This is a genomic window from Pseudogemmobacter sonorensis, assembly GCF_042762395.1.
GTDB lineage: Bacteria > Pseudomonadota > Alphaproteobacteria > Rhodobacterales > Rhodobacteraceae > Pseudogemmobacter > Pseudogemmobacter sonorensis.
Genome location: NZ_JBEFZE010000016.1, coordinates 1 through 23,841, shown reverse-complemented (window position 1 = coordinate 23,841; position 23,841 = coordinate 1). Strand labels below are relative to the sequence as shown.

Sequence of the window (23,841 nt, the reverse complement as noted above, 5' to 3'; positions counted from 1 at the left end):
CGGGCATTCTGTCCTTCGGTCGAATTCTCACACAGCCCCGGCCAATCGCCCCCTCGCGGCGCGACTGCCAGCCCCGTGCTTTCCACCCGGCACCGCCCACAAATCAGTGGCCCAGGCCGACCGATACCGAGATGATATGGCGCCGCAATCTCATACACAGGCCCCGCCGCAACCACCCCCTCGCCCTCCCCCGCCGCCGCGCCCTTGCGCCCTCAAACCGACAGGTATCAGGCACTGGAATTTTTCGTCACAACAGCCCTTGTAGCCCCCAAGGCAGCTTGCTATACGCCGCCAAGTGTTCCGGCGTAGCTCAGCGGTAGAGCAGTTGACTGTTAATCAATTGGTCGTAGGTTCGATCCCTACCGCCGGAGCCAAAAATCCCTGAAAATACAGAGATTTACGAGCAAAGCCCCTTCGGGGACTTTCGTCGTTTACGGGCGGGGGTAATATCTGGGGTAACGGATTGCTTCCCACGTCCGGCTCGCCCGCCACGATTCAGCGCAAACGAAAGCGCCCCGGCCTTTCGGTCGGGGCGCTGGATGGCACGGCAGGGTGCCGGTTCAGACCGCCACGCCGTTGAGCCTCACGCGGGCGGTGATGGCATCAGAGGCGGCTCCCTCGATCGCGGCGCCGATCAAGGCGTTGGCCCCCTCGTCGTCGTCGGTCGTCACCTTTCCTTCGCTGGCGTCGAAGTAGACTTTCGCGCCGGCCGTCACCGCACCCGTTGCCTTCGGCAGATCGAAGACGCCCGCAAGAGTCGCCTCGAAGCTCTGGCCGTTGGTGGCATCGGTCACTGCAACGCCGAACAGGCTGCCCATGGTCACGGGCTGGCCGCTGGTGACGGTGCCCGAGGCGGTGAAGGTGACGGTATTGCCGGGCTGGACGTAGTTCTTCATCAGAGTGCCCCTTTCGAGCTCATGGGCCGGATCGCGCCAAGGCGCGGGCGCCGCGCATCGGCGATCCGGCGTTCCAGATCGGCCAGGGCCGCGGCCATTTCCGCGCCCGTGGCATATTCGACCTTGCGGCCGTCCGAGAAGGTCACGGCCCGGCTGCCGGCCGCGCGGGCGCGTAGAAGCTTATCCCGCATGGCCTCGAGTTCTGCGGCGTCGATCATGGTCAGCCGCCGCCGCCAAGGGTGAAGGTCAGCCGATACCAGCCGCGCCAGTCCACGAAACCGGCGCCCACGTCATGGCGCACCCGGAATTCCATGGCGTCGGTGTTCCAGCCGGGTCGGCTTTCGACCTGCGGTCCCTCGGCACCGGCAAGGAAGGCGATTTCAAGCCCCGGGCAGGCAGCCGGGTCCGCCACCACGTACCAGTGGCCCTGCTCAAGGCGCGGGTCCGCCAGAGGCGACAACCTGCCGTGGAAAAGGTTCACGTCCTCGGCCGTCGCGGGGTAGATTTCGGCAAGGCCGGCCTCGACAAGGCTTTCATCCTCGGGCGCGACGATGATGAACCGCGGCACCGCGTTGATATAGTCGCCGCCCGGGCTGGTCTGCCGGCGCATTCCGATGCGGGCGTGGTCGATCAGCGTGTTGAAGGCGGTCGTCAGCGACAGGCCGGATTTCAGGTTGTCGTGGTCGTCATGGAACACGGCCTTGCCGTCGCTCATGGCCGGGCTGGCGGTCAGTAGATCGGCAAGAATCCGGTTCTCGGCCTCGCGCGCGGCCTGCCCCATGCTGCGGGGGATGTCCGCGAAGGCGCCGAGGTCGTCGTTGACGATCGCCTGCCGCGACAGGGCGAACATCTTGCCGAAAGTGCCGATTTTGTAGCTTTCGCCGGTTTCCTCGATCGTGCCGCGGGTGAATTCGCCGCCCTCGTTGATCGGGTCCAGCGCCGGCGCGTTGCCAAGGCCCAGCACTCGGCGGGCGCGGAAGTCCTTCGCGGAAACCTGACGCGCGGCCGGGCGGATGCCGCTCGGGGCGTTGGAATACGCCTGCCGAAGCTCGCGCCCGGTCGTGTCGGCAAGGATCAAACCGAAGTCGGCGCTCGAGTGCATCGCCCGCGTGATGACGCTTTCACCCGTCATGCCGGTGATCGCGATGCCGGAACGGCGGCAGCAGTCCCGCGCCAGATCGGCCAGGCCGAAGCCGGCATATTGCCGCGCGGGTGCCGAAAGCTCGTGCCCGGGATTGTTGCGTGCGAACAGGGCTTCGCCAGCCCGGGTCGCGATCACCTCGGGCGCGTCATGCGAAAAGCCCACATTCGCGCGCGTGGTGGTGGTGCGCGTTTCGGCCTGCCGGGATGCCATCGCCTCGAAGGCGGCGGTGCGGGCTTCCTCCGGGGTCGCCTCGGCGTCGATCTGCCCGTTGATCGAGTCGGGGGGAAGCCCGGCAAGCTGGCCAATGCTGCGAATCTCGCGGTTCATTTCCGCCCGGGTCAGGATGACTTCGGCGGCCTCGGTCGTTTCGGTGGTGATGTTGCCATCCGGCATGGTTTCGACTCCTCGAAAATGGGCAGCCGGATCGGCTGCAATCGGAACAATTGAGATTTCAATGGGTTGCCATGCAGTCGCTGTGCGAACCTGCGCCCCGTTCTCGCGGCCGGGCCGCCATTGCCGGACGCTGTAGCCGACGCTGATGCCGCGCAGGGTGCCTTCGGCAATATCGCGCAACACGGCCAGCGCGGAATCGTTGGCGCGGAATTTGAGGCGGACCCACAGTCCTTCGGGACGGATTTCGGCAGCTTCGATGATTCCGAGTTGGTCGCGGGTCGAACCGGCCTTGTGTCCATCCAGAACCGGCCCCCCGATCAGCCGCGACAAGTCGCAGCCCTTCGGGGCCAGCCGCTCGACAAAGCCGGGGCGCTGCACGTCTGCGAAGGTGCTTGCGATCGCCTCGACCGTGCGGGCGGCGGGGTCGAGCGTGGCGGGGCGCGGGTCGAAGGCACGAAACTGGAATGTCATGCTGCGGCATCCTTCTGCCCGGCCTGTCTCTGGCGGTCGGCCTCGATTTCTTCATCCAGTTCCGCCAGGTCGCGGCCAGCCTTGGCCGCCAGTGCGGCGCGACTGGTCAGGCCGGCTTCCAGCGCCCGCACGTCCGCATTGATTTCTTTCAGCGGATCAATCGCTTCCTGCGCCGGCGCGATGAATCGCACCCGCTGCCAGTCCGGGCCGGTTGCATCGCTGGCGGGGATTTCGCCTGTCAGGGCTTTCCATGCGATCCAGCGCCGCCAGATCGGGCGCAAAATCTGCCCTTCGACGATGGTTCGCTGTAGCATTTCCGCGCGGCGCTGGTGATCCAGATGCCCGAAGCGGGTCGAGCTGTAGGAGGCTTCCGACAGATCGCCCGAGAGGCGGGCATATTCCAGCCCGAGGCCGGCCGCGATCTCGTGCAATTGCAGCTTGCAGAAGCTCACCTGATCCGAAAGACCGGAACCGGGCTGCGAAAACTTGATGTCGCTGCCTGGCGGTAGCAATCTGACGGTTCCGGGCTCCAGAGCCAGATTGAGCGCACCGGCCTCTACCTGCCCCTCGAATCCGGCGGCACCTCCGCTCACGTCGCTGACGAATCCAGCGAAAAGAGCTTGTGTTTGCAATGCCTTGAGCATAGCATCGCTGGCCGCGTCATAGTCGGCCATGCGCAAGAGAACCGGCGTGAAGAACGAAAGGCCCCGAACCTGCCCCGGAAATTGCCTGTCGAAGGCATGAACGACTTCCTCGGCCGGCACCCGGATCGGGTTCGAATATGCGGCGAAGGGATCACCGGGCGGCTGCGGCAAGATGTGGAAAGCAACCACATGCTCTTGCGCATCATACTCGATGCCGCTGACGATCTTTGCGCCGTTTCCTAGGTCTTCGGTCTTCTGCGGGTCCACCTGATCGCATGGCAACGGCAGAATGCGGAAATCTTCCGGCCCGGTCACGATCCGGGCGAAGCACTCTCCATCCCGCACGATTGCGCGCACCAGCACCGGCAGCAGGCAGCCGATCAGTGCCTCGAATTCCTCGGCGAGCCGCCGCGCCGTATCGCGGTCGGGGTGTTGCGCCTGCGTCTGCCAGGCGCGCCCGACAAGGCTTGCCGTCCACGCTTCCACCGCCCTTGCGCCGATCGCCGAATTCAGTGCGGCCGCGGTCGCACGGGCCTTCGCCGGGCCACGGGCCGCACGGGCGGCTTCCTGAGGCGCCCAGACAGATGGGTGCCCCTGCCAGCGCCAGCCGGAACCGCCGGCTTCGATGCCGGCAGATCGGCGGAACAGCTTCCCGAGGGCAGCGGGCAGTTTCATTTCCGGCACCGCGCAAGCTGCGCCTCGAAATGCGCCTTCGCCTCGGCATAGGCCCGCGGCCCGGCATAGTGACCTGTTGCGGGGTCGAGCGTGGCGGCAACATGGTGACAGAACCAGTCCGCCAGTTCGCGGCCGAAGTCTTCCATCGAAAGCGACTCGGGCGTGCCCTCGGGATTCAGGTTCACCGGACGGCCAGCCATGAAGGCGGAAAGGGCGTCGGCCTCGTGCGCGACCTGCACCGCCGCCCGGACACTGTGCCCGCGCTGCATGGCCGCGACAGCGACATGGGCGGTCAGGCAGTCGCCGAAGCGCCACTCGGCCGAACGGCCCGTGCCGGGCGCACGATCAGGCAACAACCCTTCGCGCTCGCGCCAGTTCTTGAAGGCTTCGACCTTCACCCCCAGGAAGGCGCATAGCGCCTTGGTTGAAATCGTCTGCTGGTCGATGGTCCGCGCCATGAGTCGCCCCGGTCAAGCGAAATGAGACTTAATTACGTCTCATATTTCGCTCTCTGTCAACGGGCGCAGTCCGCGCCATGTTGCCGGGCGAGACCGGCCCGAAAGGTCATAAAGGCCGATCCCGCCCGGATGCGCGCCGCGCCCGCAGGAGAACGGTCCGCGCGCTGTGGGGGTTTGCTATGCCCCGTGACGCATTCGCATCGCCACGGGAACCGGCCTCGCCCACTCGCCCACAAACGGCGGGGCCGGTCCTGAATCATCGCCGCTGCATGAACGGCGAGTGGAAAACGGTTTGCGAGGGCCGCGCCGGGCTGGCCTGCCCCGAAAGTTCGATACGCCGCCGGTCCCAGTCCGGGTTAAGCAGCTGACGGGCAGCGACGGCATAAACCGCGCAGTCCAGCGCCTCGGCCCGCTTCCCCGCGATGCGTTCCCATGCGCGAACAGGCTGGCCGCGCCGATAGCGAAGCACGGCGCGTTCGCTGGCAAACTGGCCGAACCAGTGTTCCGGCAGATCGGTAGAGAAGCGCAGCAGCTCGGGGCGGGCGGCTCGCGCGAACAGCTGCGCCTTTACGGTATCGACACCGACGATGAACAGCGGAGCGCGCAGCTTCACCCGCGCGGCGCGCTCGATGATCGGGCGGTTGCCGTCCGCGCCCTTGATCGCGATCACCTTGCGGGCAAAGCGCGGTGCGGTGAAGGCCATGACAGCGCCCTGGCTGGTGCCATCGCCGCTGTCGATCGCCGCCGCGTCAATTCCGATCTGGCCGCCAAGATCGTGCCGGAACCGCATCCGCAAAAGCTCGTCCAGATCCTGCCAGACCTCGGGTGAATCCCACGCACCCCAGATGACCTTATGCCCGAGGATCAGTTGCACACCGGCTTCGGTCCAGCCGATGAAACTGATTTCTAGCCGATCATGTTGAACGTCGCACCCGGCCGTGATCGCCAGCACCTCGGCCGGCACCGCGTCCAGCCCGAAGGGCTCGGCGCGCGCCGCAAGTTCATCCTCGGCCAGCTCATCGCCGCCGTCGCTTTTCCAGCCCTGTCCAAGAATTGTGTTGACGAAGGTTTGCAGCGTGGTCGGATCGGCCTTCGCCGCGACGAATTCCACTGCCAGCTTTCCCCATGCGGCATTCGCGTGAAGGCTGACCAAGGCATTGAGCCTGAACCCGGCATGCGCCTGAACATCGGGGCGCAGTGCGCGCCAGCACCCGGCCTCGACCATGGCCGCCTTGTGTCGTTCTTCGATCGCCTCCCCGCAATGCGGGCAGCGGAAGAATGCCGCTTCGGGCCGGCCTTCTGGCCATTCGATATGCTGCCACAGAATTTCGGTCAGAGCGCCGCAGTCCGGGCAAGGCACCTCGAAAATGCGCTGATCCGATTGTGCATAGGCTCGGATGACATGGCTGGTATCCTCATGAACCGGGGTAGATCCGAGAACGATCGTGCGGTCAGGGAACGACAGAGTCCTGCGCTCGGCCAGCAGGATCGGGCTCCCCTCCGCCGTGGCGTCCATCCCGTCCGCCTCGTCGATGAACAGGATGCGGGCAGTATGACGGCGCAGGTTCCGCGGGGCTTTCGCCGCCACGATCTTGAGCGATCCGCCAGCAAACCGCCGCGACAGCATGGTATTGCGCCCGGTCTCGTCCCGTTCATTCGCAAGGGCGGATGCAACGGCTGGAGAGGCAGAGAAGATCGGTTCCACGTCCGAAACCATGTAATCCCTGCAATCGGCTTCCGCCGGCAGAAGGCAGAGGATCGGCGCGGGATCGTTCGCCACGAAGGCCGCAAGCGCGCTGGTCAGCAGCGTCGTGAAACCCACGCGCACCGGCTTGACCAGGCTAACCCGCTCCACAAGCGGATCCCCGATTGCGTCGGCAATCTCGCGCTGGAACGGCCAGAGGCGCACCGGGCCGGGCTGGGCGCTGACGCCCTCGGGCAGGCGGATTTCGCGCTCGATCCATTCCGACAGCCGCAGGCGCGGCGGCGGGATCAGGGCGCGCAGCGCGTTGCGCTGAATTTCAGCTATCGTCGGCATCATCGCCCCCAAGCTCGGCCAGCGCGTCCCGGATTTCCCGGTCGATGACGGCGGTGTCGGTCGCGGTCAGGTGCCCGAGGCGGGCGCGGATTCGCCCGGGCACGGCCAGCAGCTGCGAACGAAGATTGCGCAGGGTGTCCGCCCACGCCCTTTCGACCTCGGCCGCGCTGACCAGTTCGCCGCGCTGCGCAAGGTTCTTCATCTCCTGCGCCTCGGCTTGTGCCTTCGCCAGCCGGGCGCGCTGGCCGGCCAGCGTGAATCCGTCACCATCTGCACCGGCCCGGCCAGCGGCCGCAGCACGCAGGCTGGCACAATAGTTTCTCACGGTGCCTTCCAGATCGTAGGCATCATGCGACAGGTGAATCGCGATGCCGCGTTTTGTGAGATCGGCCAGCGCGCCGGACGAAAGGCCCAGCAGGTCGCAAAGGTCACGCCCGCCGATGCGGTGCAGCCGCGCGCCGTCCAGTGCCAGTTCGTCCAGTATGCGCAAATCTCACCCCTCTCTAAATCTCGTAAGCGATTGTATTAACGGGCTTTCGCGCCCCACATACGTTTGATCGGCGAGAGGACCCGCAGGCGGCGGCTCGTCGGTGTAGAGCCCGCGAAGGTATGCTGCCCTGAGCGCCGCCCGCACCTCGGCTTCCCCGGCCTCGATGCCTGCGTCGATGATACGCTCGGCCGCTTCGCTTGCTTCCCCAGCTTGGGCCAGTTCGGCCAGAGCTTCCGCTTCGGTGTCCGCGCGCGATCCTGCTGCGATGCGACGCTCCGCTTCGGTAATGCGCTGCCCGGCAGCTTCGGCCAGTCCATCACGCATGGCCGCGCCCGCGGTCTTCCAATTATCGTTGCCGTTCATCGTCTTCCCTTTCTACTTTCCTATCTGCCCATCTGGTGAGCCTGTTGTGACGGTCAGGAAGCGGGTTACGCGGCGGGGTTCAAAACCCGCCTCCCGCCCTGACCGCCGCGATCTTGACCTGCCCACCCGGAGCCGCCCGCCGCTTAGGTCATCCCTGCCTTTCCCCCGGCACAGGACGCTCTCCCATGTTCGTCGGCTTGAGGGTGCCAGCGGGGCCTTGGGGCTTGGAGAGACCGGCGAAGCCGGGATAGCTGCCCCTGCGGAATTTCACCGCACTGGCAGAACATTGTCCTGCCAGTTTGCGCCTTGGCCCGTTCCATCGGTGGCGCTTTAAGCTGGGGGCCCCGTAACCCGTGAACCGCACCGCCCAGCCGATGCACCGCGCTCGGCGGTGCCATTCTTTGATTTAAGATGATCGGTCAGAAGATCATGGCGGGGCGTCCCCTTCGAACGGGTTGAAATCGTCGGCCAGCGATCCGCGCCGGTGTTCATCCAGTAGCGCGCGCATCCATGCCCATTGCCGGGGTGTCGGTCGCCAGTCCGCCTTCTTTGCTTGGCGGCTGATGCTGCGGATGAACCCCCGCGCAGCCGGATCGCAGGGGCGCGACATCGCTGCCCGCAGAAGCGCCGGCCAGTCCAGGGTCAGGACGCGGTCAAGCTCGAAGTCGGTCGGCATCATCGCGGCAACCCCCTGCCGTAGTCGGCCAGCGCGTCCCTGCGGGCAGGCGGCAGATGTTCCATCACGGCCGCGCCGGTTGCTTCAAGATGGCAGCGGGTCGTGCAGGCGGCCCAGAACCGCGCATCGGCCAGTGGGTCCATGAAGGGCGGCGGGGGCACGTCCGGGATGCAATCGCGGAACATTTCCCGGATAGCCTCGTCCCGATCATCCGGGCTTAGGGCGTAGGCAACGGCCAGAAGCAGAAGCAGCCGCTCGCCACGGGTCAGGCGCGCGAACAGGACGATCGACGCATCCGACCAGTCACCCAGGAACAAGCATAGGCGAATGAATTCCGAGGCCCGGCGGTGCCGATCGGGCCTAAGGGCATCCCTAGGGTCGGGGCTGGATTGATCGTTCGGCATCGGGACAGACTCGAGGCTTGAGACTTCTATAGGGTTCATTGCTTTGCGGAGCCTGTCAACGGGCGCAGTTCGCGCCATGCTCCGTCGCTTCCGGGCGAAGGTTCTCAAGCCAGCGAATGACTTCATCCCGGCGGAAATAGCGACGTTTTCCAATGTAAACGGGGCGCGGGAAGCTCATGCGAGGGTCGTTCAGCCAGCGCCACAGAGTCATGTCGGCCACGCCTCCGCACAGTGCGCGAACAGTCGCGGCGGTGATAAGATGCGCGGGGATGGGTGCGGGGATGCTCATGGCGCGGGCTCCGTGTTCGGTGTTCGAACAAGCGGTAACCCGCGCCGACTGTAGGCGCGTAGGCGGGGACAGGCGGCAGGTTGGCCACCGCCGCGCATGTCATTGAAATTAAAGGATATTCCCTTCGGCGGGTCGAGCCGGGTCCGTCATGAGTGCAGGGCGAATCAGTGTGCAGCATGATAGGCGCCCCTTGACATTGCGTATCACGACATGATACATGCTTCCTTATGATACGAAGCACCAAGGGCAGGCTGATCGAGCAAGCTTTGTCGGGAAAGCCCGGCAAAGGCTTCCCGTCTGACCTATTCCGAATCGCCGTTCGCAAGATTGCCATGATGCAGGCTGCCGTTGTGCTTGATGACCTTCGGGTGCCGCCCGCGAACCGGCTTGAATCTCTGCACGGAGACCGGGAAGGACAACATTCGATACGCATTAACAGCCAGTGGCGCATCTGTTTCGTGTGGACCGATCAAGGCCCGGAGAACGTCGAAATCGTAGATTATCACTGACAGGAATCACCATGACCACGCTGCAAGTCCCGATCCATCCCGGCGAAATCCTCAGGGCAGAATTCCTTGACGAAATGGGCATCAGCGCCGGAAAGCTGGCAAAACATATCCACGTCCCCCGCACACGGATTGAACGCCTGTGCGAGGAAAGGACCTCTATGACGATCGACACAGCGATGCGGCTGGCTCGTGCGCTTGGCACCACGCCCGAATTCTGGATGAACCTTCAGCTGCACTACGACTTGCTGACCAGCGGGCCGGATGATCTGGGGGACATTCAACCACTATTGGCGGCCTAACCCCGCAGTCGCACCACATTCCCGGCCTTGCCCTCGATCAATTCCGCGACAAACCGTGCCCATGCGTCCAACGCCTGCCGTTTTTCGTCGGCGTAGTCGTGCCGCTGATAAACCGCGACAATCCCGCCACCCGTTCCCGAGACGTGGTTCAAGACGGCCTCGGTGATGCGCACAGGGATGCCGAGCCGGGCCATGCCGGTCGCCGCCGTCCGGCGCAGGTCGTGGAAGGTCCAGCGTGGGATTTCGACAGGCTCGCCCCTTTCCTTCGCCGCGATCAGTTCCATGGCCTCGGCCAGCGTTGCCCGCGCCTTGAAGAAGCCCGACACGGGGCTGTTGCCGGTCGTGGTGAAGATGAAGCCCGGTCGCCCCGCGATCCGCTCGACGCTCGCCAGCACTTCGCGCACCGCCTCTGACAGTGGCACGTCATGCGCCCTGCCGTTCTTCGTGCGGTCGGCAGACAGGTGCCACAGATCGCCCCGGATTTCGCCCTCGGTGATCTGCGCCACCTCGTTCAACCTCTGGCCGGTAAGCAGCAACACCTTGCCCATAGGCCCCCATGGAAAACCCTCGGCCTCACAAGCAGCCCAGAACCAGCGGATTTCGTCGTCGGTCAGCACCCGGTCGCGGCTAGTTTCCTTGGCTGCCGGCTTGACGCCCGTTGCCGGAGACATGGGCAGAATGTCCCGTTCGACACACCAGTTGAGAAACTTCGTCAGATAGGCCCGCACGCGGTTTGCCGTCACCACGCGCCCGCTGTCGGCGATGCCGTCGAGAAGGTCAATAACATCGCGCTTCTGAATGTCGTGAACGTCCCGATCGCCCCATGCCGCCACCACGAAGCGGTCAAGCTCACGCCGCACCACATCACCGGATTTCAGGCTGGCGAGATGGCGCTTGGCGTATTGGCCGATCAAGGTCTTGATCTTGTCCCGCTCGGAAAGCTGCGCCTCGATCTTAGCTGCCTTGGTCGCCTTCTTCTCGATAGCCGGGTTCTTGCCCCGTTCGATCCGGTCGAGCGCGCCGGATGCCGCCGCCCGTGCCTCGGCCAGCCCCATGAGCGGCCAGCGTCCGAGGGTGAGCTTCGCAGGCTTGCCACCGAAGCGGTAGCGGAGCGCCCAGGATTTCACGCCGCTGGACTGCACCACAAGATAGAGGCCGGAAAGCGCAGGATCGGGGATTTCGTATCGCTTCGCCGGGTCGGGTTTCGCGGCCTCAACGGCCTTGGTCGTCAGCGCTCGTGCCATGGTCAATTTGTCCTCTGGGGTAACGCTGGGGTAACACTTTCGGGTGTAACGAAGCGTTACCCCATGTTAGGAACAGTCCCCAACATGAAGCAAATTATCCTTGGTTTCAAGCGCCATGTGGCCGAAAGATAGTTTTACATATTTAGGCTTCGTTATGGGTATAAAATAGACTGTTAATCAATTGGTCGTAGGTTCGATCCCTACCGCCGGAGCCAAAAATCACAATAAAAGCAGCTACTTACCGAAGGTCTGGCGACCTCGGTGAGTGCTGCTTTTGCGGTTGATAAGCATATCGTAAGCAGCCGTGGGGCGACCGATGAGTCACGACGACCCCAAGCGGTGCCAGGCATCCCGAAACTCGTCCTTGTCGTAGGCCTTTGGCTCCAGCCACCAGCGCCCGCCATTCTTGTCCTGCGTGGCGAGGCTGCGCACGTCAGTGATGTGCAGGACGTAGCAGACCGGGTTGTCGCTGTTCGCGTGAATCGTGATGATCCACCAATCCGACCGCAGGCTGTCGAGGTTCAGACCGAGCGGCACCGGCCACCGCTTGCTGAACCCCTTGGACTGGACCCCGAAGAACATGGTCTCGTCGGCATCGGTGACAATCATGTCCGACCCCTTCGCGTTGCGGATGGTCGGCATGACGTGCCATCCGCGCCGGGAAAGCTGCCATGCGGCATAGTTCAGCCCGGCATTGCCGGTGATTTGGCTACGATGGCGCGGTGTGGTCGTATCTGTCATGGGCTGCCCCTCGCTGTTGTTGAGAGGCCGCCCGGATCAAAGCCGGGTGTTGGAATCCCCGCACACAGCACAGGGCGCCATCACCTTTAGGCGAACCCTGGACATGCGTGACGGCCACCCGGCCAAGGTGATCCTGACCGGCTGTGTGCCATCGGGGATTCCACGCCCCACGGGCAGGATTGACTGCGCCGCCTGTCATCTCTGCCATGCCGGGCGGGTTCATTCAATGACGATGGGGGTTTAGACGATAGCACCCCGCCCCGAGGGGCAGGGTGCTGGCAGCGTCAGGGCACCGGAGAAAGGAACCTACCCCCGCTGCTGGTTCCGATGGTTTATCGTCCGTCGGTTTCCTTTAGGACGCGCGGGCGGCACTGAAGGCAATCAGAACCCGCGACCTGCCTGTGTTCTTGACGACCACGGGCAGGCGATTCTTCTAGAGGCTCTGCGCCATGACGCGGTGCCCGGTGTTCTGCCACTGGCTCCACACCTTTTCGCGTTCCCAGCGGCGCAGGCAGTCAAGGACCACGGGCATGTCGGTGCGGTCCAGCTTCCCGGCGTCAATGTCGGCCTGCACTTCCTCGGCAAAGGCCTCGAACGACCCGTAGAGCCGGGCGATGGGCGAGGCCGTGCTGCGGGCAACTTCCAGCCGCCGAACCCGCGCCAACATGCCCCTGACGTTCGCCATGCGTGGTTACTCCCGCCCCGTCAGCTTCGGAGCCGCTTCCAGCGCCCGGCGCAGGTTAAGATCGGCATAGCGCTGCCGGTCCTGCATGGTCTCGACATGCCGCTGGCGCAGCGCCTCCATGTCGTCCACCGTCACCTCGTAACGCCGGTGAGCGTCCTTCGCGTCCGCCTTCATTTTAGTTCTCCCATGCTGCGCAACAGGTCCAGTGCCTCGGCGCGAGGTTTGGCATCGTTGCTGTCGCGGATGATCCGCCAGAGGTTACTGACCACGAACTGCCGGGCCTCGGCCCGCTGTTCGGGCGTCTGGTTCTGCGACAGGTTGGCGGGCAGGTAGCCCATCGCCTGCGCTTCTTGCAGGGTCAGGCTGAGCACCTTGATCGTGGCGACGGGCCTGCCCCGCCAGCGATGGATGAAGGCGTTGGCGAGGCTGACCGCCTTGTCGTATTCGTCGATCGGATGAACCAGCGCCAGCTTGCCGCCCACCGTGGTCACGACAAACAGGTCGCCGGGGCTGGGCGGAAGCGCCACGACGCGGTTGTCGCCCGGACCCCAAAGGTTGTGTTGAGAGAGGTGGCCCATCAGATTTGCTTCGCCTCAAGGGTGATGATGCGCTGTTCCAACTCCTCGACAGCGCGGATGCCCGCCACCGACTGCATACAGCCGATAAGGGTCTTGGCGGTCTCGGCGTCCAATTTGCCCTCGCTGACAGCGACAAGGATTTGATGCGCCTGCTCCGACAGCGGCGCGTCGTCGGTCAACTCGAACTGGACCCGTTCCGCCTGTGCCTTGATCGGCGGGGCGATGCGGGACAGGACGATGTTCGCCGCCTGCATGTCCCCGCCCAGTGCGGCGTCGATCACCACGCGGGTCACAGCCGGGGCATCGTTCATAAGCGCCTGCGTCACTTTCGTGCGCTTGTCGATGATGCCCTTGGGGCGGCCAGAGGGGTGCGGGCTTTTCATGCCCGGAACCCATCTACCGGGCGGCAGAGTGTTTTCGGATGCTTCTGTCATGCGGGGCGTTCCGTGATCTCATCAGGGTTGGATCAGGATGCGTGGCGGGCATAGACCGCGCTGGACGCATCGCGCTTGGCGCGGATCTCCTGCGGCGTGATCTCGCGAACGACGCGCCCGGTGCGCTGGTCGTGGACAGGGATGCCGCCAACGGCCTTCTCCATCTGCTTGAACACCGAGCCTGCGCGTTGCGTCAGGTGATCCCGCGCGGCGATCATTGCCCGCAGGCGTGCCGACTTCTCCGGTTCGCGCATCTCGTTGTAGCGGCGCAGGAAGAAGGCGTGCTGTTCCTTCGTCAGTCCGCTGAGCATGGGCGGGCCACCGAGCGCCGCCGACAGAACCTCGTGATCCTGTTCCGCCAGCGCCCGTTCCAGAATCTCGGTGCGCTTATCGGAGGCCTTGAGCGCCGCCCGCACCTCCCCGGAGATCATCACTGAGGCGCGTTCCTTCACCGGCTGCGACATTTCCGCTTCGATGGAGGCGATGCCGTTCTTGAGGTGGGTCATCGCGGTGTCGAACTTCTTGGTGACGCCTGCCAGCTTGCTGCGAGCGTAGTCGTCCGCCTTGAGCAGCGCGGCGGCCTCGGTGAGCGTCGGGTCGGCAAAGGCGGCGTCCCGCACGTCATGGATGGTGCCGATGAACTGGTAAGCGCTTCGGAAGGCGTCCACCGTCGATGAGACGAAGGGCGCGGTTGCCTCGGTCACGTCCTCAAGCCCCAGAACAGTGCCAGGGTGAAGGTCTGCGGAGACGCGGATGTCGATGTCGTCGGACATGGTGCTGATAAACCCTGATAGCGGCTTGTTACAGGCTGCAAGGTAGCTGTTCTCAGCGAAGGTCCGCGAGGAAAATTATTGTGTGCCAATGCCTTGCGTAGTTCCGAACATCATATGGGGTATAAATGGGACGAAACCAAACGGCACATTCCTCGGATCATCCTAACTATTCTGCTGATACTCATCATCGAAAACAATGTGAAATCGCTTCAGAACCATAGCCAAGGATACCGCAAAGTGGCTGTAAAGGAACGTTGAAACAACCGTCTCTAAGGTTCCATTTAACGAGAACGCCAGGAACGCGAGGACAGTAGTGGCGCATACACAAGATAGTAGCGTCAGGTATGATATGTTAGAATTCAACTGCTTCAAATTGTCTTTTCGTCGATCAGTTGTTTTCGCCGCGCGCACAGCTGCTATCGAACCGGGCTTACCCTCCGATGCAGAAATCTCCTTCAACTTATCTGCGTGCTTCTGGAACATACCAAATATCGCAATCTGCGCCGTTATCAAGAGCGCAGAAAATATAGAAAATACAGTCAGGGCATACCCGTAAACTTCATTTGAATAAGTCACGCCCGCGCGTGAGGCAAGAACTGCCAGTAATGTCGGAATAACTAGAAAAAAGAAGGCATCAGATATCCAACCAAGTAGTGACCCACCCAATGTCCTCCATTGGTCAATAAGGATGCAAGTTACATCTACCTTCATCTCTGTCTCTGCTCCGCAAGCCGTTCAGAAATATCTCCAATGCTATCTCGAAAAATTGGCTCCATCGAATCGGTTGTAGGGTATTCCTCATTATCATCCAGCTCAACCTGATCAGATATGTCGATCGATCCGGCGGCACTGTTGTAGCCGACTAAATTTACTTTCCGTCTTTTTCCGCCCAAGTCCACAAGAGCAATCGCTCTCTCAAACTCTATTCCGTCAAATATGAGTATGTCTCCCGCTCGGGCGCGATAGTCGTTAAAGATGTTCAAATATTGGCCCAGAGATCGGCCACGGACTGATGCCATCGTCAAGCGGAGCTTAATCTCACGAACGCCATCTCTCAGGTATCGGTCAAAACGATCAGCAGGCATTCTGTTGCGAATGAGAGTAATCTCTTTAACTGGCGCATTGCGCACCGCAGGATCTTGCTCGCCAGATAACATAACTTTTTGAACTGTTAGGCGCTGATTTAAATGCTCACGTTGCGCATTGAACGCCTGAACTATATGCCCAAGAACAAGCATTGCGCATGATCTCGTTTGATAAGTTTGAAATGCGATATATGCATTCTGTTCATTTTCTGGAAAATAGCACATATAATATATTGGTATCTCTTCAACATCTAAGGCGCCGCGCCGAATGACTTGAATTTCCGGCCTTTCATCTGGGTTTTCGTCATTTTCTCGATCCTGCTCAGCCATCATACCTACATTTATTGTGCTGGCGATGCCGTAAATTCCGTATCTCAGAAGCCCATGGAAGTAATCATCGCCGTCCTGTATCGGCTCCGCCCTGTATGTTCGTTGACGCCCAGCATCATTGAACATCACTGCTTGACCAAACGTGGCTCTGATGAACCTTTCAGGTTCCTCACCAAGACCCTGCGTGCCGAAGTTTACGACGCGATGATGCTCATAGAGGGACAGTTTATATATCTTTATTCCAATTTCTGGCATAGTCTCATTCCACGTTGAAACCCTAGAGGTGCATGAATTTCGTCATGGCGCAAGCTTTCTGTTTAGTTGCCTGCGAAGGTGGCCGTTCAACTTTGAAATGATTGGGGCTAACGATAGGCTTGCCCGCCCCGAACCCCACACGCCTGAACTGAACAGTTCCAGCATGTTCCGGGCGATGGCTGGTTGAACAACCGTCAACGGCTCGACCTATTCGGCGGCACAGGGCGGCTGGGCTGCGGGCGAGCGTTACACGCGGGCACGGGCACTGGCCCGCGTGTAGGGGCGGCACACGGCGGCACTGCACAGTGTCCCCCCTATATACCCCCGCACACTGTGTGCCGGGACACGGCACAGTGTGCACACAGTGGCACACGGTGCACTATGTGCCACTGTGTGCCACCTGCTCGAAAGGCTTGCTCGGATCGCGCGTGACCTTCCAGCGTTCCGCCCAGCTCCGGTTCGGTCGCTGATAAGGTTCCTTGCCAAGGATGCCGTCGCGTTCCATGTCGCGCAGCACCTCGTTCGTCTGCTTTGCCTTCCGCAGCCTGCGGGGCCAGCCGGGGTCGCCGGAAAGGGTCGCGTGCACGCCGGTAGGCGCGTTCGCAGCCAGCGAGGCACTGATGAACTGGCCCCGGTCGTAATACTCCTGAATGAGCCGTGCCAGCGTCTCGGCAGGGTTCTCAGGGCCGACACCCTGCGCAAGCTGCCCGGAATACTCGACGGCACGTTGCCACAGGCCGAATTCTCCGCGCATCAGCTCCATGTCGGGCACCGGCTTCCCGTCTTGGTTCTTCATCACCCGAAGCAGGAAGGTATCGCTGATGACCGAACCGTCATCATCGTCCTTCTCGACCTTCTGTTGCAGATACATCCGTCGGCGGCAGGAGTTGTGCCACTGGGCATTGCCCGCATAGCCATCATCGTTGGACGAATAGCCCCGTGCGCTGGCGCGGTCGATGTGGACCATCAGCAGCACGCCGATCTTGCCGGTCGGGTGGACCTGCCGCAACAGCTTGATGAAGGCACGCACCTCGCGGCGGGCAATCTCGTTCCCGTCAAAGGTATCGGACGCGCCGTCAACGATGACAAGCTGAGGATCAAAGGCAGCAACCATCGCCTGCAAGCTGCGGAACGTCGAAGTGTCGCCGAGGTGCTTCATCATCTGTGGCTTGCTGGTCGCGGACACGTCCCTCACTTCCTCGCCGTAGAGCGGTTCAAGCTCGCTGGCGTCCAGCACGAGCAGGTTGCCCCGCAGACCCTCCGGGTCGTAGTCGAAGGTTTCAGTGACCCGGCGCAGGCGGCGCTTCAGGCGCTTCCGCCCGTCCTCTGCCGAATAGAATAGTAGAGCACCCGCGACCGCCGGGTGCCGCAACCAAGGACGGTTTCGCCAAGCGCCACCGCGCACGCCATCTGCAAGGCAAGGAATGACTTGCCGACGCCACCATGCCCGCCGAGCAGCGTCACGTCCTCGTCAGCGACCATCCCCTCAACAATGTCGGGCACCTCGGCGTCATCGTCGCCAGTCCAGTCCACGTTCATGCGAGCCAGCATTTGCTCCGGGGTCTCCGCAGGCTGCTGCTGCGATGCGGCGACGGGAAGCTGCGCCGCGCTGCTGGCGGGGTTCACCCATCCTGCCGCCTGCGCCTCTGCAAACACCGCCTGATACCCCGTGCCAGTCGGCGCAAACGTATCCCATTTCTTGGCCGCCTGTTTCGGGTCGAACTTCTCCGAGGTGGCGGACCAGTTCAGCCAGAGACCGCGGCCTGTTTCGCCAAGCTCTCGCAGCGCAAGCCCCATGCGAATCCAGAGGTGATAGTCGTCCGAGCGCATGTGCATGAGCGCAGACCGCAGTTCCGTCACCGTCTTGGCGTCAACCTGCATGACCTCCACCGGCCCGGCGGTGGCGGGTGCAGTTCGCGCGACACCGTGTCGGGGAGCAAGCTCGCGTTCGACATAGTCGGCAAGGTCAATCAGGTGGCCGGGACTGTCATTTCGTACCTCGCGCTCCGTGACGGTGAAGAACCGACCCGACGCATAGGCTTCGATCCCACTGGCATTGGAGCCGAGGGTTGCGAACTGCCTGCCGTAGCCGATTACATGCGCCCCGGTCCCGCTTGGGCTGACCTCGACATGGCCCCAATCGTGGAGGTCGTCTTTCGCCCAGCGATTAGCGAGGCTGCCAAGACCCTTGGACTCAATATCGTCAAGGTCGATACCCTGCCAATGCCCGCCGCTTCCATCGGGACCAAGCGCGAATGCCAAGCCCCATTCCTCGCCGCGCTGGGCGAGCGCAACCTTGGCGTCATCATAGCTGGCAAGCTGCGCCCAATCCTCGGGCGTGTCGGTTTCGCCGCGCGTGTTGCCGTTAACGTAATGCGGAACCTTGAGGGGTTTCTTCCCCGATTGCTGCACCTCTTTCCAAAGGAGCCAGCGGGAAACTCCTCGTCGGAAAACGCCGGAATACCTGCCCTATCGGCAACAAGGTTCAGCGCTTTGGCCGCTTTGTGGTTATCAAACCAAACTGACAAGCGGTAGTCGCGCGCGACAGTGCTGCCGTGTTTTCGTATGAACATTGCAATCACGCCAGTTTCATGCAGCGAGCGCCAGCGCGCTAACGCACCATCTGCGAAGCCGCCTTCAAGCAGGCAGAGTATCTCGCTGGTGACAAGAAGCGCCTTCGGGTTCAAATGTGCGAGCGTATCGAAAACAAGCGGATCGGCATCTCGGGGACCCGCGTGCGCGTGCGCTTCGGTGACTTCCTGAGCGATCACCCAAAGCGTCCACATCAAATCCATTGGCTCACGCCAACGCTCATAGCACCGCCCCCGAAAAGCTGCGTTGTCCTCCTTGAGTCTGGCAAGCATCTGCGGCGCTTGAGATTTTAAATCTGACAGAAGTTGGTGGTGCCCATTTTCTAGAACGTTATCCACAAGCTCCTGCACTTGTTCTTCGGAGAAATCATGCTCCGTTGTAGATTTTTCGATTGCCTCAAGGGTGATTTCGTTGAGGCTATTCAGGAAATCCGCGTTCTTTGACAACCTACGCCTCCATGATCTGTGCTAAATGGCACCCGGGGCCAGAAGCCGCAGGTCGCCCAAGAAGCTCTCAAGCGTCACGATGTCCGTGCGGATGCTGGCCGAGAACTTCGCAATCAGCGGCTCCGGCACCACAACCTGCGCATTGATCTGTGTCATCTAGCGACCTTCTCCCCCTGCCGCAGAATGTAGTCAGCACCTTTTAGACCAAGCTTGTTCGGCCCGGCCCAAATCAGATAGTATAGCGGTGTATTTCGGGTGTTTCGGATCAGACGCGGTGTCGCGACGTGCGGGAAAAGAGCCTTCAGCCTCCCGATGTAGAGGTCAAGCAATCGCTCGGCCACTCCTCCGTTCTTCGTCACAACCTCATTTCCGAAAAGATCGGTTTGGCGGCTGTAAGCTACACTATGCCATTCATCTGTGCCAAAGCAGGCCGTCAACTGCTCACTCCACCGCTCGGGCACAACACCGGAGCGTGTGATTAGCCGGTTGATCGCCATTGCCACGGGGAAGTTCAGCACGACCTCCATCGTCCCGGTTGACGCCAGGGCCTCAAGAGTCGCCCATTCCAAATGGGCTCCGTAAGGGTCCAGAAAGGCCACCCCGCGCACGTTTCTTGCCCGCAGCGATGGCGTAAGGTCCCGTATGAGCGGGTTACAGTCTCCGACTCGGACCGTTACCCCACCTCGCCCTTCCGAAACTGTCCGCAGCGTCTCCGCTCGCGTCGCGTCGAGGTCAAAGAAATAGTGCTGATGAAATCCGTGTGGAGCATTCAATGCCCGAACGGGGGAGCCTAAGATGAATTCTGCCTGTGCCTCTGTATCGGCGGGCTCGTCGAAGAATGGGCTTGGCTCGCTCGCGGAGTCGCTCCCACGCACTTTTGTTACACAAGCACCGGCAAAAGCATCAATATAGACACGGGTGAACGGCTGCTTGCTTAGCGCCGTTCCATAGAAATTCAGATATGCTTCCAGAGCGTCCAGCTTGGCGGCAGCCCAAGGTCCAACAGTATTCTCGCGGTGGTTCTTCTTCATGCAAGCTCGGCCATGATCGCCTCAGGCACAATCTGCCACGGAAATCCATTCCATTCCTCGCCTTCCAGCAGACGCCCGCCGGATTTGGGACGGGCTCCACCCCATTGCTTGAAGAAGAACGCAACTCCAAATCGTTCGCAGGCGAGGCGTAGTTCGGTTGCCCATTCAGGCAACATCGGCCGTGCCTTCGGGCCACTCTCGCCGCCAACGATTGCCCACGCGATCCCGGTCAGATCGACCGGGCCTACGGGGCCAAGCAGCGGCTCGAACGATATGAAGCGGGCCTCAGAATTGATTTGCCGAAGGTGCTCGATCCGAGCCTTGTGCGCGGCATCCTCAACAGAAACACCGAGCCAGATATGAGATGGGACCCGGCCCCCCTCATATCGCCGCCTGACATAGTTGCGCATTAGCGAGGAGCGTTTGGTGAGAACTTGATAGACGTGCCAGTTGGCGGACTCCATCGTGTCAAACACTTTGTCGATATGCTCCCGATCAACCTCCTTGTGGAAAAGGTCACTCATGGAGTTTACGAAGATCATGCGTGGCTTTTTCCAGAGGGAAGGCTGCCGCAGGCGGGAAGGCCAGAGGCGCAGGTCGAAGCCCTGTTCATATGGGTGCCCGGGAATGCCACGCCACCGCTCGGCGAACCGCGCAGCATAGCAGTTGTCGCAACCCGGGCCGATCTTGGTGCAACCCGTAACCGGGTTCCACGTCGCATCCGTCCATTCGATTTCAGATTTCTGGGCCATGCTGCTCGGTCCTTTTGTGGATAACTCTAGGACAAGCGGCACAGAAAGGGAACGAAATTTGCACTGACCTTCACCTCTTCCACGCCCGCAGCATCGGCTTTCTGCCACCACTCAAGCGCTCTCACGCGGATCACCGCGTCCTCGGCCGATCCCAGACCATGCCTGCGAGGCGCGGGTCATCGGCAAACGATCCGGGCGGGAACTCGATCCCGAGGCGCGGATGCTCGCGGACGGCCTGCCCGCCGGTTCGGTTTATACGAATGCGCCATGTCTGCCGTTCGACCGGCGCAGGACTGCGGAACGCCCGGCAGGTCAGCACCGCGAAATTCGTCCCATGTGCCGGATCGCGCACGGAAGCATAGCGGATGACTTCCGCTCCGATCTCACGCGCAGTCTCCGCGAGGCTCTGGCAGGGTTCATAATAGGTCAGGTGCAGCCATCGAGCGGCATCACCCGCCAGTGCGCCCGTGGTCAGATCAAGGGCCACGGGGGCCGCCAGATCAACCGAGAAGGCGGTGTATTCGGCGGCATCATCCGGGAACGGTGTCTCCGGACTCTCGGCGTAGAAGAGGAAGCGATAAAACACCATCTCGGCGGCCGCAGTCTCGGGCCGCTCCGCGCCATACCAGACGCCCGGCGTGATTCCGGCCCGGCGGAAGCGCGATCCGTGCGGATAGGGGCGATAACGGAACGGCGTCGAAAGCAGATAGTCGAGATGGCGGCACTCGGGCGGCACCGGCGGCTTGGTCTCGTCCAGAATGGATTCGAGCACGTCTTGCTCGCCGAGGCTGTCCACGAGCTTCAGCGTCGAAACACGGTGCTGCGCTTCGACCAGTCGCCACGCCGCGCTTTCAAGGGGCCGTGCTTCAGAGCGGAGCGCGTCGAGCGTCCAGATAGGTGACGACATCAACGAGTCCTTGGGCAGAAGCGATCCGCTCGGCGGGGCGCGCGCCGAGGGCAGTATTGGGTGCAGTCAGCCACGCGCGGGCAACGCCTTCATCCCCGCCCGTGATCGCGTCCAGCGAGCGGAAGGCACGCACCAGAAGCCCGGCAAGCTCGAACGGCTTGCTGTGGTCGGCAAGGGCGGCCTCCCCGTTCCTGAAGCGGGAAACCTGCGCCTCGGAGACGCCAAGCACCTCGGCCAAAAGGCGACCAGAGATGTCGAGCCGTTCGGCGGCCCGGATAGCGGCTTTGGTCAGGACTGCCCCGCGATCCGGCGCGGTGGCGTGTCTGTGAGCATTCAGCATGACAACCTTCTTTCCTGTGGAAAACATAGTGCAGGAAAGTTCCTGTGGAAAGGTTAAATCGCCAAGATATTTGGCCACCGCAGAGCGTGGCCGCAGGAGTGCGGCAGAGGCTGCTAGAGCCCCCGTCCGCCCTCCCGGCCACGCCATGCCAGATCGGCCACCCATGCCTCTGCCAGCGCCTTGCGGCGGGCCTCTGTGGCCGGGGCATCGCGCATTGCCTGCACCTCGGCACGCAGGGCCGCTAGCTCGGCTTGCAGGGCTACCACCTCGGCCGGATCGACCGAAGCACTGCGGGTTCGAGTCGGGCCGTGACGGGCTTATGTGCGGGCGCTGCGGCCTGCTTCGGGCGCGGGACAGCCGATGCCGGTCGCGCGCTCGCTTGCCGCTTCGGCCGGGGCACCGGATCAAAGGATCGCAAATCGAGCGAGGCAAGGTTTGTCGGGTCGTGCATGGCGGGTTCTCCTAAGCGGATCATATCAGAAAAGTCGCCTCGGGCATAGGACGAGCCGGGCGGCATGGTCGTGCCCCTCGGCGGCGATTCCGTCTGCGTAGATCGGGCGGGCCAGATTGATCGGCAGGCGGTCGAGGACGGCAGGGGCGCGGCCCGGGTCGAGCGGCAGGTGGCCGATGCGATGCGGCGACAAGCCGGTGCCGGGTGGCCGGTCCCTGTGCCGGGCGGATGCAGGAGACACGGCGCATCTCCACCGGGGAGGCGAGGCGCGATACGGGAAGCCGGGCCTGCGTGTTGCCGAGTATCCCGGCTCAATGTGCCATTGGTTGATGGTCGCTCCGGGTCCCTCCTGCGGGGGGTGGCGACCGGGGGGTGCGCGGAGCCCCGGGTCTCCACCGTTCTCAAATGCACCAAAGCCCATCTTTTGCGGAAATTTCTCGGGACGCGCCGAAGCACCATCTTTCCCACTGGTCGCGCATGGCCGACAAATCCAATAGCGAAGGCATCGCGGAGCCGGAAAGCCGGAAAGGTCTTAAGACCCCTTTCCGGATTTTCCGGGTTCCTCCCGACGATCTGCCCCGGAAACTTTCCAGAAAATTCCGAGTTTTTCCGGAATTTCCGAGCCCCATCGACCGTTGGAGCACATTATAGCGCTGAGAAAGGCCGCGCCCCGTGGAAACCTCGCTACCGTGTGCCATCGGTTGTTTCCCCGTCAGACTAGACACGCGCCATCCTCCTCGTCATCCGCAAATTTCTCGGTAATCCGGTCGCGGGAATCTGTCCTCTGGTAAAGGCCGCCCGCGAATATCAGCACGCCCTTGGCGATCAGACCTTTCAAAGCGTTCTCTACGGAGCGCCGCCGGTTGTCCGCCACGTCGGACTGCGAGACCCTGCGGCCGTCGATACATGCCGCGCGCAAGTCCGCCTCCGGCACAGGCTGCCCCTCGCCAAGCTCGTGCAGCGTATCGAGCACGGCCGCCTCGCCCTTGGTGAATCGGGTCCGGGGCTCCACGTCACCCGGTTCCAGATCGCGGGCGAAGGCGGCACGGATTTCGTCCCCGTCTTCATCCTCGCCCAGAACGCGGGTGGCGATGGTGAAGGCCAGATCAACGTCGGCGCTGCCGTTGCGGTTCTTGGCCGGGCGGCCCCGCACCACGTTGCCGTCGCGGGTCAAATGCAGCGACATATCCAGCGCGCCGTTCAGGATGGAATGGCCACGCGGCAGGCCCTGCGCCCCGTCCTTTGTGTCGTGATGCACCAGCACCACGGCCGCGCCCCATTTCGTTAGAGCACGGGCGGCGGCCACTACAAGGCCCATGTCTGTTGACCGGCGTGGAATAAGGACCCCGCTTCTGGGGTGATCGGCGTCCAAAAGGGACCCCACCGACCGGGGGTTGGGTCCATTGTGCCTTCGATAATTATCGGAGGCCGAGCACGGGATGCTGATC

31 protein-coding genes, 1 tRNA gene and 1 pseudogene are annotated in these 23,841 nt (G+C 62.6%); 3 read left to right on the top strand and 30 right to left on the bottom strand.

Going from position 1 to position 23,841, the window contains the following annotated elements; translation table 11 throughout:
- The first annotated feature begins 299 nt into the window (after nucleotides 1-299).
- Nucleotides 300-374, top strand: a tRNA-Asn gene (locus ABNX41_RS12630).
- 186 nt (nucleotides 375-560) lie between these two features.
- Here the strand turns inward: ABNX41_RS12630 and ABNX41_RS12625 are convergent.
- From ABNX41_RS12625 to ABNX41_RS12575, 11 genes are all read right to left on the bottom strand, one after another.
- Nucleotides 561-896: a DUF2190 family protein gene (locus ABNX41_RS12625; protein WP_438670084.1), complete on the bottom strand. Its 336-nt coding sequence runs from the start codon at nucleotides 894-896 to the stop codon at nucleotides 561-563.
- Complete coding sequence (locus ABNX41_RS12620) at nucleotides 896-1,114, bottom strand: phage head-tail joining protein (protein WP_438670083.1); 219 nt, start codon at nucleotides 1,112-1,114, stop codon at nucleotides 896-898. Before ABNX41_RS12620 ends, ABNX41_RS12625 begins: the two co-directional genes overlap by 1 nt.
- Nucleotides 1,115-1,116: 2 nt before the next feature.
- Nucleotides 1,117-2,904, bottom strand: a complete 1,788-nt coding sequence (locus tag ABNX41_RS12615) for a prohead protease/major capsid protein fusion protein (protein ID WP_438670082.1) — start codon at nucleotides 2,902-2,904, stop codon at nucleotides 1,117-1,119.
- A complete protein-coding gene (locus tag ABNX41_RS12610; protein WP_438670081.1) occupies nucleotides 2,901-4,223 on the bottom strand; it encodes a phage portal protein in 1,323 nt (440 codons plus the stop codon). Before ABNX41_RS12610 ends, ABNX41_RS12615 begins: the two co-directional genes overlap by 4 nt.
- Nucleotides 4,220-4,681: a hypothetical protein gene (locus ABNX41_RS12605; protein ID WP_438670080.1), complete on the bottom strand. Its 462-nt coding sequence runs from the start codon at nucleotides 4,679-4,681 to the stop codon at nucleotides 4,220-4,222. Before ABNX41_RS12605 ends, ABNX41_RS12610 begins: the two co-directional genes overlap by 4 nt.
- Nucleotides 4,682-4,937: 256 nt before the next feature.
- Nucleotides 4,938-6,722 carry a phage terminase large subunit family protein gene (locus tag ABNX41_RS12600; RefSeq protein WP_438670079.1) on the bottom strand — a complete coding sequence of 595 codons (1,785 nt, stop codon included), beginning with the start codon at nucleotides 6,720-6,722 and terminating at the stop codon, nucleotides 4,938-4,940.
- On the bottom strand, nucleotides 6,703-7,209 hold the full coding sequence (locus tag ABNX41_RS12595) for a DNA packaging protein (RefSeq protein ID WP_438670078.1): 507 nt from the start codon (nucleotides 7,207-7,209) through the stop codon (nucleotides 6,703-6,705). Before ABNX41_RS12595 ends, ABNX41_RS12600 begins: the two co-directional genes overlap by 20 nt.
- A 3-nt stretch (nucleotides 7,210-7,212) precedes the next feature.
- Nucleotides 7,213-7,572: a hypothetical protein gene (locus ABNX41_RS12590; protein WP_438670077.1), complete on the bottom strand. Its 360-nt coding sequence runs from the start codon at nucleotides 7,570-7,572 to the stop codon at nucleotides 7,213-7,215.
- Between the two features lie 427 nt (nucleotides 7,573-7,999).
- Nucleotides 8,000-8,251 carry a hypothetical protein gene (locus ABNX41_RS12585; RefSeq protein ID WP_438670076.1) on the bottom strand — a complete coding sequence of 84 codons (252 nt, stop codon included), beginning with the start codon at nucleotides 8,249-8,251 and terminating at the stop codon, nucleotides 8,000-8,002.
- Nucleotides 8,248-8,565: a hypothetical protein gene (locus ABNX41_RS12580; RefSeq protein ID WP_438670075.1), complete on the bottom strand. Its 318-nt coding sequence runs from the start codon at nucleotides 8,563-8,565 to the stop codon at nucleotides 8,248-8,250. The genes ABNX41_RS12585 and ABNX41_RS12580 overlap by 4 nt, the downstream gene beginning before the upstream one ends.
- A 142-nt stretch (nucleotides 8,566-8,707) precedes the next feature.
- Nucleotides 8,708-8,941 carry a helix-turn-helix transcriptional regulator gene (locus tag ABNX41_RS12575; RefSeq protein WP_438670074.1) on the bottom strand — a complete coding sequence of 78 codons (234 nt, stop codon included), beginning with the start codon at nucleotides 8,939-8,941 and terminating at the stop codon, nucleotides 8,708-8,710.
- A 227-nt stretch (nucleotides 8,942-9,168) separates the two neighbouring features.
- Between ABNX41_RS12575 and ABNX41_RS12570 the strand changes: the two genes are divergently transcribed.
- Nucleotides 9,169-9,450 carry a type II toxin-antitoxin system RelE/ParE family toxin gene (locus ABNX41_RS12570; protein ID WP_438670073.1) on the top strand — a complete coding sequence of 94 codons (282 nt, stop codon included), beginning with the start codon at nucleotides 9,169-9,171 and terminating at the stop codon, nucleotides 9,448-9,450.
- A gap of 11 nt (nucleotides 9,451-9,461) precedes the next feature.
- The gene (locus ABNX41_RS12565; protein WP_438670072.1) at nucleotides 9,462-9,749 is read left to right on the top strand and encodes a HigA family addiction module antitoxin; all 288 of its coding nucleotides are present in this window, start codon (nucleotides 9,462-9,464) and stop codon (nucleotides 9,747-9,749) included.
- On the opposite strand, the gene ABNX41_RS12560 is transcribed toward ABNX41_RS12565, so the two are convergent.
- The 19 genes and pseudogenes from ABNX41_RS12560 to ABNX41_RS12470 form a co-directional block, all read right to left on the bottom strand.
- Nucleotides 9,746-10,993: a tyrosine-type recombinase/integrase gene (locus ABNX41_RS12560; RefSeq protein ID WP_438670071.1), complete on the bottom strand. Its 1,248-nt coding sequence runs from the start codon at nucleotides 10,991-10,993 to the stop codon at nucleotides 9,746-9,748. The two genes, ABNX41_RS12565 and ABNX41_RS12560, sit on opposite strands and share 4 nt — an antisense overlap.
- Before the next feature lie 321 nt (nucleotides 10,994-11,314).
- Complete coding sequence (locus ABNX41_RS12555; RefSeq protein WP_438670070.1) at nucleotides 11,315-11,734, bottom strand: hypothetical protein; 420 nt, start codon at nucleotides 11,732-11,734, stop codon at nucleotides 11,315-11,317.
- 433 nt (nucleotides 11,735-12,167) lie between these two features.
- Nucleotides 12,168-12,419: a hypothetical protein gene (locus ABNX41_RS12550; RefSeq protein WP_438670069.1), complete on the bottom strand. Its 252-nt coding sequence runs from the start codon at nucleotides 12,417-12,419 to the stop codon at nucleotides 12,168-12,170.
- A 6-nt stretch (nucleotides 12,420-12,425) separates the two neighbouring features.
- The gene (locus ABNX41_RS12545; protein ID WP_438670068.1) at nucleotides 12,426-12,593 is read right to left on the bottom strand and encodes a hypothetical protein; all 168 of its coding nucleotides are present in this window, start codon (nucleotides 12,591-12,593) and stop codon (nucleotides 12,426-12,428) included.
- Nucleotides 12,590-12,997, bottom strand: a complete 408-nt coding sequence (locus ABNX41_RS12540) for a hypothetical protein (protein WP_438670067.1) — start codon at nucleotides 12,995-12,997, stop codon at nucleotides 12,590-12,592. The genes ABNX41_RS12545 and ABNX41_RS12540 overlap by 4 nt, the downstream gene beginning before the upstream one ends.
- Complete coding sequence (locus ABNX41_RS12535) at nucleotides 12,997-13,431, bottom strand: DUF5681 domain-containing protein (protein ID WP_438670066.1); 435 nt, start codon at nucleotides 13,429-13,431, stop codon at nucleotides 12,997-12,999. Before ABNX41_RS12535 ends, ABNX41_RS12540 begins: the two co-directional genes overlap by 1 nt.
- A 32-nt stretch (nucleotides 13,432-13,463) precedes the next feature.
- A complete protein-coding gene (locus ABNX41_RS12530) occupies nucleotides 13,464-14,204 on the bottom strand; it encodes a hypothetical protein (protein WP_438670065.1) in 741 nt (246 codons plus the stop codon).
- 162 nt (nucleotides 14,205-14,366) lie between these two features.
- The gene (locus ABNX41_RS12525) at nucleotides 14,367-14,915 is read right to left on the bottom strand and encodes a hypothetical protein (protein ID WP_438670064.1); all 549 of its coding nucleotides are present in this window, start codon (nucleotides 14,913-14,915) and stop codon (nucleotides 14,367-14,369) included.
- On the bottom strand, nucleotides 14,912-15,874 hold the full coding sequence (locus ABNX41_RS12520; RefSeq protein WP_438670063.1) for a hypothetical protein: 963 nt from the start codon (nucleotides 15,872-15,874) through the stop codon (nucleotides 14,912-14,914). Before ABNX41_RS12520 ends, ABNX41_RS12525 begins: the two co-directional genes overlap by 4 nt.
- Nucleotides 15,875-16,253: 379 nt before the next feature.
- Nucleotides 16,254-17,279, bottom strand: a complete 1,026-nt coding sequence (locus tag ABNX41_RS12515; RefSeq protein WP_438670062.1) for an AAA family ATPase — start codon at nucleotides 17,277-17,279, stop codon at nucleotides 16,254-16,256.
- Nucleotides 17,180-18,286, bottom strand: a complete 1,107-nt coding sequence (locus tag ABNX41_RS12510; protein ID WP_438670061.1) for a PriCT-2 domain-containing protein — start codon at nucleotides 18,284-18,286, stop codon at nucleotides 17,180-17,182. The genes ABNX41_RS12515 and ABNX41_RS12510 overlap by 100 nt, the downstream gene beginning before the upstream one ends.
- A gap of 77 nt (nucleotides 18,287-18,363) precedes the next feature.
- Nucleotides 18,364-18,660 (bottom strand): annotated as a pseudogene (locus ABNX41_RS12505) (DUF5677 domain-containing protein); the annotation flags it as partial.
- Between the two features lie 273 nt (nucleotides 18,661-18,933).
- Nucleotides 18,934-19,068, bottom strand: a complete 135-nt coding sequence (locus ABNX41_RS12500; protein ID WP_438670060.1) for a hypothetical protein — start codon at nucleotides 19,066-19,068, stop codon at nucleotides 18,934-18,936.
- The gene (tcmP, locus tag ABNX41_RS12495; RefSeq protein ID WP_438670059.1) at nucleotides 19,065-19,943 is read right to left on the bottom strand and encodes a three-Cys-motif partner protein TcmP; all 879 of its coding nucleotides are present in this window, start codon (nucleotides 19,941-19,943) and stop codon (nucleotides 19,065-19,067) included. The genes ABNX41_RS12500 and tcmP overlap by 4 nt, the downstream gene beginning before the upstream one ends.
- Nucleotides 19,940-20,695, bottom strand: a complete 756-nt coding sequence (locus tag ABNX41_RS12490) for a DUF5131 family protein (RefSeq protein ID WP_438670058.1) — start codon at nucleotides 20,693-20,695, stop codon at nucleotides 19,940-19,942. The genes tcmP and ABNX41_RS12490 overlap by 4 nt, the downstream gene beginning before the upstream one ends.
- Nucleotides 20,696-20,825: 130 nt before the next feature.
- On the bottom strand, nucleotides 20,826-21,602 hold the full coding sequence (locus ABNX41_RS12485; protein ID WP_438670057.1) for an RES family NAD+ phosphorylase: 777 nt from the start codon (nucleotides 21,600-21,602) through the stop codon (nucleotides 20,826-20,828).
- Nucleotides 21,562-21,942: an antitoxin Xre/MbcA/ParS toxin-binding domain-containing protein gene (locus tag ABNX41_RS12480; protein ID WP_438670056.1), complete on the bottom strand. Its 381-nt coding sequence runs from the start codon at nucleotides 21,940-21,942 to the stop codon at nucleotides 21,562-21,564. The genes ABNX41_RS12485 and ABNX41_RS12480 overlap by 41 nt, the downstream gene beginning before the upstream one ends.
- Nucleotides 21,943-22,418: 476 nt before the next feature.
- The gene (locus ABNX41_RS12475) at nucleotides 22,419-22,634 is read right to left on the bottom strand and encodes a hypothetical protein (RefSeq protein ID WP_438670055.1); all 216 of its coding nucleotides are present in this window, start codon (nucleotides 22,632-22,634) and stop codon (nucleotides 22,419-22,421) included.
- A gap of 471 nt (nucleotides 22,635-23,105) precedes the next feature.
- Nucleotides 23,106-23,711: an AAA family ATPase gene (locus ABNX41_RS12470; protein ID WP_438670054.1), complete on the bottom strand. Its 606-nt coding sequence runs from the start codon at nucleotides 23,709-23,711 to the stop codon at nucleotides 23,106-23,108.
- Between the last annotated feature and the right edge of the window lie 130 nt (nucleotides 23,712-23,841).

Excerpts from the sequence above, each read along its gene's own strand:
- ABNX41_RS12625 (WP_438670084.1), bottom strand. The coding sequence starts at position 896 with ATGAAGAACTACGTCCAGCCCGGCAATACCGTCACCTTCACCGCCTCG.
- ABNX41_RS12620 (WP_438670083.1), bottom strand. The coding sequence starts at position 1,114 with ATGATCGACGCCGCAGAACTCGAGGCCATGCGGGATAAGCTTCTACGC.
- ABNX41_RS12615 (WP_438670082.1), bottom strand. The coding sequence starts at position 2,904 with ATGACATTCCAGTTTCGTGCCTTCGACCCGCGCCCCGCCACGCTCGAC.
- ABNX41_RS12610 (WP_438670081.1), bottom strand. The coding sequence starts at position 4,223 with ATGAAACTGCCCGCTGCCCTCGGGAAGCTGTTCCGCCGATCTGCCGGC.
- ABNX41_RS12605 (WP_438670080.1), bottom strand. The coding sequence starts at position 4,681 with ATGGCGCGGACCATCGACCAGCAGACGATTTCAACCAAGGCGCTATGC.
- ABNX41_RS12600 (WP_438670079.1), bottom strand. The coding sequence starts at position 6,722 with ATGATGCCGACGATAGCTGAAATTCAGCGCAACGCGCTGCGCGCCCTG.
- ABNX41_RS12590 (WP_438670077.1), bottom strand. The coding sequence starts at position 7,572 with ATGAACGGCAACGATAATTGGAAGACCGCGGGCGCGGCCATGCGTGAT.
- ABNX41_RS12585 (WP_438670076.1), bottom strand. The coding sequence starts at position 8,251 with ATGATGCCGACCGACTTCGAGCTTGACCGCGTCCTGACCCTGGACTGG.
- ABNX41_RS12575 (WP_438670074.1), bottom strand. The coding sequence starts at position 8,941 with ATGAGCATCCCCGCACCCATCCCCGCGCATCTTATCACCGCCGCGACT.
- ABNX41_RS12570 (WP_438670073.1), top strand. The coding sequence starts at position 9,169 with ATGATACGAAGCACCAAGGGCAGGCTGATCGAGCAAGCTTTGTCGGGA.
- ABNX41_RS12565 (WP_438670072.1), top strand. The coding sequence starts at position 9,462 with ATGACCACGCTGCAAGTCCCGATCCATCCCGGCGAAATCCTCAGGGCA.
- ABNX41_RS12560 (WP_438670071.1), bottom strand. The coding sequence starts at position 10,993 with ATGGCACGAGCGCTGACGACCAAGGCCGTTGAGGCCGCGAAACCCGAC.
- ABNX41_RS12555 (WP_438670070.1), bottom strand. The coding sequence starts at position 11,734 with ATGACAGATACGACCACACCGCGCCATCGTAGCCAAATCACCGGCAAT.
- ABNX41_RS12550 (WP_438670069.1), bottom strand. The coding sequence starts at position 12,419 with ATGGCGAACGTCAGGGGCATGTTGGCGCGGGTTCGGCGGCTGGAAGTT.
- ABNX41_RS12545 (WP_438670068.1), bottom strand. The coding sequence starts at position 12,593 with ATGAAGGCGGACGCGAAGGACGCTCACCGGCGTTACGAGGTGACGGTG.
- ABNX41_RS12540 (WP_438670067.1), bottom strand. The coding sequence starts at position 12,997 with ATGGGCCACCTCTCTCAACACAACCTTTGGGGTCCGGGCGACAACCGC.
- ABNX41_RS12535 (WP_438670066.1), bottom strand. The coding sequence starts at position 13,431 with ATGACAGAAGCATCCGAAAACACTCTGCCGCCCGGTAGATGGGTTCCG.
- ABNX41_RS12530 (WP_438670065.1), bottom strand. The coding sequence starts at position 14,204 with ATGTCCGACGACATCGACATCCGCGTCTCCGCAGACCTTCACCCTGGC.
- ABNX41_RS12525 (WP_438670064.1), bottom strand. The coding sequence starts at position 14,915 with ATGAAGGTAGATGTAACTTGCATCCTTATTGACCAATGGAGGACATTG.
- ABNX41_RS12520 (WP_438670063.1), bottom strand. The coding sequence starts at position 15,874 with ATGCCAGAAATTGGAATAAAGATATATAAACTGTCCCTCTATGAGCAT.
- ABNX41_RS12500 (WP_438670060.1), bottom strand. The coding sequence starts at position 19,068 with ATGACACAGATCAATGCGCAGGTTGTGGTGCCGGAGCCGCTGATTGCG.
- tcmP (WP_438670059.1), bottom strand. The coding sequence starts at position 19,943 with ATGAAGAAGAACCACCGCGAGAATACTGTTGGACCTTGGGCTGCCGCC.
- ABNX41_RS12490 (WP_438670058.1), bottom strand. The coding sequence starts at position 20,695 with ATGGCCCAGAAATCTGAAATCGAATGGACGGATGCGACGTGGAACCCG.
- ABNX41_RS12485 (WP_438670057.1), bottom strand. The coding sequence starts at position 21,602 with ATGTCGTCACCTATCTGGACGCTCGACGCGCTCCGCTCTGAAGCACGG.
- ABNX41_RS12480 (WP_438670056.1), bottom strand. The coding sequence starts at position 21,942 with ATGCTGAATGCTCACAGACACGCCACCGCGCCGGATCGCGGGGCAGTC.
- ABNX41_RS12470 (WP_438670054.1), bottom strand. The coding sequence starts at position 23,711 with ATGGGCCTTGTAGTGGCCGCCGCCCGTGCTCTAACGAAATGGGGCGCG.